At 77.0% G+C, this 6,832-nt stretch carries 1 protein-coding gene; it reads right to left on the reverse strand.

Going from position 1 to position 6,832, the window contains the following annotated elements; genetic code table 11:
• Positions 1–15: 15 nt before the first annotated feature.
• Positions 16–6,813 carry an SDR family NAD(P)-dependent oxidoreductase gene (locus ACFWOG_RS23175; RefSeq protein WP_380360702.1) on the reverse strand — a complete coding sequence of 2,266 codons (6,798 nt, stop codon included), beginning with the start codon at positions 6,811–6,813 and terminating at the stop codon, positions 16–18.
• Positions 6,814–6,832 lie beyond the last annotated feature (19 nt).

Here is a 6,832-nt window from a genome sequence, read left to right on the forward strand (position 1 = left end):
TAGGGGCCTGCCCGCTCAGGCCCGTCCGAGCTGCGAGTCGATGAACTTCAGCAGGTCGTCGTCGGAATCCCCGGAGGGCGTCCCCGGCGCCGCCGCGGACGCCTCGGAACCCCCCGCGTCCAGCAGGGACAGCAGCGAACGGAGTTTGATCCGCAGCTTGGTCCCGGTGATCGTGTCCGGGGTGGATCCGGTGAGCCGCTGCTCTATGCCGTCGAGTTCGTCGAGGACCGAACGGGAATTGTCCGGAACCATGTGAATTCGCAGATACGCCGCGAGTGCGGCGGGCGTGGGATGGTCGAAGACCAGTGTCGCCGGGCACCGCAACCCGGTCGACGCATTCACCCGGTTGCGCAGCTCGACGGCCGTGACCGAGTCGAATCCGATTTCCCGGAAAGCACGGTCCGGCGGAATCCTGTCGGCGCGGGAAATGCCGATGACGGCCGCGATGTGTCCCCACAGCAGGTCGACCAGTTCGCGCTCGGCGTCCTCGGGCGGCAGGGCGGCCAGGCGGTCGCGGAGCGCGGCGGCGGCGTCGGTGTCCTCGGGCCGGTCCGGGCCGCGGTCGGCGGCGGCCTCCAGCTCGCTCAGGAGGCGGCCGGTCCGGGCCAGGCCGAACGCCGGCAGGAACCGGGCCCAGTCGACGTCCGCGACGACCAGCGACGCCGGTGCGGCGGCCAGTTCGGCCACCGCCCGGCCGGGGTCCAGCGGCCGGATGCCGAGCCGGAGCAGCGAGCCGTCCGCCGCCGCCGTGGCGGCGATCCCGCCGCCCGCCCACGGTGACCAGGCGACGGCCGTGGCCGGCCGGCCCTGGGCGCGGCGCCGGTCGGCGAACGCGTCGAGGAAGGCGTCGGCGGCCGCGTAGGCGGGGTGCCGGGCGGTGCCCCAGACGCCGGCCACGGACGTGAAGACGACGAACGCGTCCAGCTCGGTGCCGGCCAGGAGCTCGTCCAGGAGGAGCGCCCCGGTGACGCGGGCGCCCGTCACGGCCGCGGTCTCGGCCGCTGTCAGGTCGGCGACGGGGGTGTCCTGGGCGACGCCCGCCGCGTGCACGACGGCGCTGAGGTCGGCGGGGAGGCCGGCGACGAGCGAGTCCACCTGCTCCCGGACGGTGAGGTCGCAGGCGACGACGGTCACCTGCGCGCCGGTCTCGGCGAGTTCCGCGCGGAGGGCTTCGGCTCCGGGGGCGTCCGGGCCCCGGAGCCCGGCCAGGACCACGCCGGTCGCGCCGTTGCGGACGGCCCAGCGGGCGGTGTGCCCGCCCAGTGCGCCGGTGCCGCCGGTGATCAGGACGGTTCCGCGCGGACGCCAGCCGGCTTCGGCCGTCGCCGGGGCGGGCCGCAGGCGGCGGCCCCAGGGCTGCCCGTCGCGGAGCGCGATCTGGTCCTCGCCGCCCGTCGTGGCGAGGAGCGCGGCGAGCCCGTCGGCGGCGGGGCCCGTCGCGGTGAGCCCGTCGGCGCCGGCCTCGGGCAGGTCGACCAGGCCGCCCCACCGGCCGGGGTGTTCGAGTGCGGCGACCCGGCCGAGGCCCCAGACCTGGGCCTGCGCGAGGCTGCGCACCGGTTCGCCGCCGACGGCGACGGCGCCGCTGGTGACGATCCACAGCGGGGCGTCCACGCCGTCCAGCATCTGCACCAGGGAGACGGTGTCCGCGAGGCCGCGCGGTACGGCCGGGTGGTCGGGATGCGGGCGCTCGTCGAGCGCCAGCAGGGACACGACGCCCGCGGTCCCGCCGGGCGGGACGTCGTCGCCCGCGCCGGCGGTCACCACGTCCGCACCGGCCGAGGCCAGGTGCGCCGTGACGGCCGCCACGAGCGGGTGGGGTACGGCGGGTACGACGACCAGCCAGCGGCCGGTGAGCCGGGCACCGGCGCCGGGCGTCACGGGGGCCCAGCCGACGGTGTGGCGCAGGCCGGTGTCCCGGGTGAGGGGCTCGCCCGCGTGGTCCGGCGAGAGCCAGTAGCGGCGGTGCTGGAAGGGGTAGGTGGGCAGGTCGGGCAGGCGGCGGCCGTCGGTGGGCCAGGCCCGCCAGTCGACCTCGATCCCGCGGACCCACGCCTCGCCGAGTGCGCGGATCCGCCCGGCCGGGCCGTCCTCGCCCCGGCGCAGCGTCCCCCAGATCCCGGCGTCGGGGGCGCACTGCTCCAGGGCCATGGTGAGCACCGGGTGCCCGGAGACCTCGGCGAACAGCCGGAAGCCGTTCGCCGCCAGCTTCTCCACGACCGGCGCGAAGCGGACCTGTTCCCGCAGGTTCGACCACCAGTAGGCGGCGTCCACCGGTTCGGTGACCTGCTCCCCCGTCACCGTCGAGTACCACGGGATGCGCGGGGCCGCGCCGCGCACCTCGCCCAGTGCGGCCGACACGGCCTCACGCGCGGGCTCCACCTGCGGCGAGTGCGACGCGTACCCGACGCCGACCAGCCGGGCCCGGACTGCGCGGCTCTCGCACCAGGGCACGAACGCCTCGACGAGCGGCCGCTCGCCCGCCACCACCACCTGCGACGGGGAGTTCACGGCGGCCACCACCAGGCCGGCCCACTCCGGGCCCGCCAGCCAGTCCGCGACGTCGTCGGGCGTGGCGCCGACGGAGGCCATGCCGCCGTGCCCGTCCAGTCCGACCAGCGCCCCGGAACGCGCCGCGACCACCCGCGCCCCGTCCTCGATCGTGAGCGCCCCCGCCACCACCGCGGCGACCACCTCACCCTGCGAATGACCCACCACCGCGGCGGGCACCACCCCGTACGACTCCCACCACGCCGTGAGGGCGACACCCACCGCCCACAGCACCGGCTGCACCACCTCCACCCGCGCCAACCAGTCGTCCCCGCCCCGCAGCACCGCCTCCACCGAGAACCCCGTCAACGGCAACAGCGCCGCATCACACTCCCGCAACCGCTCCGCGAACGCTCGCGACTCCAGCAGACCCACCGCCATACCCAGCCACTGACCACCCTGACCCGGATACACGAACACCACGTCCGAGCTGCCCGACGGCGACCCGGCCACCGGGCCCAGACCCGCGGCCACCGCCTCCAGACCCTCCGCGTCCCACGCCACCGCCCGCACCGGGAGCGCCGCCCGGCCCACCAGCGTCGCGCCGACGTCGGCCGGGGAAGCCCCGGCGGTGAGGACGTCCCGCAGCGCCAGGGCCTGGGCGCGGACCGCGCCGTCGTCGGCGCCGGACAGCGGCAGCGGTACCGGCCGGCCCGGCTCGGGCTCCCCCTGCGACCCGGGCTGCGACCCGGCCTCGGGCCGGGGCCGGGACGCCTCCGGTGCTTCTTCGAGGATGACGTGCGAGTTCGTCCCGCTGACGCCGAACGCCGACACCCCGGCCCGGCGCGGCCGGCCGGTCCTCGGCCAGGGGCGGGCCTCGGTGAGCAGCTCGACGCCGCCCAGCGCCCAGTCGATGTGCGGGGAGGGCTCGTCGACGTGCAGCGTCCTCGGCAGCACGCCGTGCCGCATCGCCATCACCGTCTTCATCAGCCCGGCCATGCCGGCCGCCGCCTGGGTGTGGCCGATGTTCGACTTCACCGACCCGAGCCAGAGCGGGTCGCCGGTGCGGCCGGCTCCGTAGGTGGCCAGCAGCGCGTTGGCCTCGATCGGGTCGCCCAGCGTGGTGCCCGTCCCGTGCGCCTCGACCGCGTCGATGTCGGCGGGTTCGAGGCGCGCGTCGGCCAGCGCCCGGAGGATGACCTTCTGCTGGGAGGGGCCGCTCGGCGCGGTCAGGCCGTTGGACGCGCCGTCCTGGTTGACCGCGCTGCCCCGGACCACGGCGAGGACCGGGTGACCCAGTCGCTGCGCGTCCGAGAGCCGCTCGACCACCAGCACGCCGACGCCCTCGCCCCAGCCGGTGCCGTCCGCGGCGGCGGCGAAGGACTTGCAGCGGCCGTCGCCGGCCAGCCCGCCCTTCCGGCTGAACTCGACGAACGGGCCGGGCGTCGACATGACCGTGACGCCGCCCACCAGCGCGAGGTCGCACTCACCGGCCCGCAGCGCCTGCCCGGCCAGGTGCAGCGCGACCAGCGACGAGGAGCAGCCGGTGTCGACGGTCATCGCGGGGCCTTCGAGGCCGAACGTGTACGAGACCCGCCCGGACAGGACGCTGGCCGCGTTGCCGGTGCCGAGGTGGCCCTCCAGCTCGCTGGGGAAGACGCCCATCGACCACAGGTAGTCCGAGCCGTTCGTTCCGGCGAACATGCCGGTCCGGGTGCCGTGCAGGCCCAGCGGGTCCAGGCCGCCGCGTTCCAGGGCCTCCCAGGCGCACTCCAGCAGCAGCCGCTGCTGCGGGTCCATCGCGACGGCCTCGCGCGGCGTGATCCCGAACAGGCGGGCGTCGAAGCCGGCGACGTCGTCGAGGAACCCGCCCTCGCTGGTGTAGGTGGTGCCGCGCACCGCCGAGTCCGCGTTGACCAGGTCCCCGAGGTACCAGCCGCGGTCGGTGGGGAACGGTGACATCGCGTCGACGCCGTCGGTCACCAGCCGCCACAGGTCCTCCGGCGAGCCGACGCCGCCCGGGAAGCGGCAGCTCATCGCGGTGATCGCCAGGGGCTCGCCCCGGTCGGCCGTGGTGACGGCGACGGCGGGTGCGGGGGCCGCGGTGCCGCCGGCCCGGGCCAGCAGGTGCGCGGCCAGCGCGGCGGCGTTCGGGTGGTCGAAGACGACCGTGGCCGACAACGGCAGGCCGGTCTCGGCGCGCAGCCGGTTGCGCAGGTCGACGGCGGTCAGCGAGTCGAAGCCCAGCTCGCGGAACGGCCTGCGGGGTGCGATGTCGTCGACGGAGGGGTGGCCGAGCACGGCGGCGGCGCCGGACCGGACGCAGGCGAGGACGATCCGTTCCTGCTCGGCGACGGGCAGGCCCGCCAGGCGGGCGGCGAGACCTGACCCGTCCCCGGCGGGCTCCGCCGCCTGCGCCAGCGCGTCCCGGACGGCGGGGATGTCGCCGATCAGCGGCCGGGGCCGCTCGGCGGTGAAGAGTTCGGTGAAGCGCGGCCAGTCGACGTCGGCCACGCAGATCGTGGTGTCGTCCTGGGCGACCGCGCGGCGCAGCGCCTCGATCGCGAGTTCCGGCGCCATCTGGACGATGCCGCGCCGGCGCAGCTGGGCCCCGACCTCGGCCGAGGCCATCCCGGCCTCGTCCCACGAGCCCCAGGCGACGGCGGTCATCCTGCCGCCGCGGGCCCGCCGCTGCTCGGCGAGCGCGTCCAGGGCGGCGTTGGCGGCCGCGTAGGCGGCGTGCGCCTGACTGCCCCAGACGCCGGACATGGACGAGAAGGTGACGAACGCGTCCACGTCGCCGACCAGGGCGTCGAGGTGGACGGCGCCGGCGACCTTCCCCGCGAGCAGGCGCTCGACGAGGGCGACGTCGGTCTCGTCGAACGGCACGTTCGCGCCGGTCCCGGCCGCGTGCACGACGGCGTCGACGGGGCCGGCCTCGGCCAGCAGCGCCTCGACGGAGGCCCGGTCGGCCAGGTCGCACGCGACGATCCGGACCTCGGGGCAGAGCGCGGCCAGTTCGTCGCCCAGCCGGGCGGCGCCGGGCGCCCCGGGGCCGCGCCGGCTGGTCAGGACGATCCGTTCGGCGCCGTTCGCGGCGGCCCATCGGGCGATCCGGGAGCCGAGCGCGCCGGTGCCGCCGGTGACCAGGACGGTGCCCCGGGGCCGCCAGCCCTCCCCGCCCCGGCGGGCCGGCGCCGGGGTGATCCGGCGGGTCCACAGTCCGTCGGCGCGGATCGCGAGCTGGTCCTCCGCGCCCAGGGCGCCGGCGAGGACGGCGGCGAGGATCTCCTCGGAGCGGGCGTCCGGCGTCTCGGGCAGGTCGACCAGTCCGCCCCAGCGGCCGGGCAGTTCGAGCCCGGCGATCCGGCCCAGGCCCCAGACCTCGGCCTGGGCGAGGCTGAGCGGGGCGCCGCCGACGCCGACCGCGCCCCGGGTGAGGACCCAGGCGGGGGCGTCGATCCCGGCGTCGCCGAGTGCCTGGAGCAGCGTCAGCGAGCCGGCGACGGCGCGTGCGACCAGGGGGTGGTCCGGCACCGGCCTCTCGTCGAGGGCCAGCAGCGACACCACGCCGTCGTACGGCCCGGAGGGCAGGGCGGCGGCCATCGCGGCCCGGTCGGCGGCGGCGTCCAGGACCAGCACGTCGGCGTCCGGGAGGAGGCCGTCCGGCACGGGGGTGTCGACGCCCTCGGGCCTGACGAGCAGCCACCGGCCCTCGGGGCGCCCCGGTCCGGAGGCGGGCGCGGGGGTGGGGGTGGGGACGGGCAGCGGGACCCAGCCGACCGCGTACCGCCAGCCGTCGATCGTGGACGCCAGCTTCCGGCGCGCCCGCCAGGACGCCAGCCCGTCGAGCACCGGTTCGACGGCGTCGGCGGTCAGGCCGAGTTCGTCGGCGAGCGACTCGGCGCCGCCCTCGACGGCGTTCCAGAACTCCGGGTCGCCGCCCTGGTCGCGGCGCTGCTCCTCGGGCGTCAGCCAGTGGCGGCGGCGCTGGAAGGGGTAGGTCGGCAGGTCGGGCAGCGGGCGCAGGCCGGAGAACCACGGGGACCAGTCGACGCGGACGCCCCGCGTCCAGGCGTCGCCGAGCGCGCGGATCTGCCCGGCCGGGCCGTCCTCGCCCCGGCGCAGCGTCCCCCACACCCCCGCGTCCGGAGCGCACTGCTCCAGCGCCACGGTGAGCACCGGGTGCCCCGACACCTCCGCGAAGAGCTGGTGCCCCGAGTCGGCCAGAGCCTTGATCACCGGGGCGAAGCGGACCTGGTCGCGCAGGTTGGACCACCAGTAGGCCGCGTCCACCGGCTCCGTGACCCGCTCCCCCGTCACCGTCGAGAACCACGGAACA

The sequence above is a fragment of the Kitasatospora sp. NPDC058406 genome (assembly GCF_042722765.1).
Lineage (GTDB): Bacteria > Actinomycetota > Actinomycetes > Streptomycetales > Streptomycetaceae > Kitasatospora.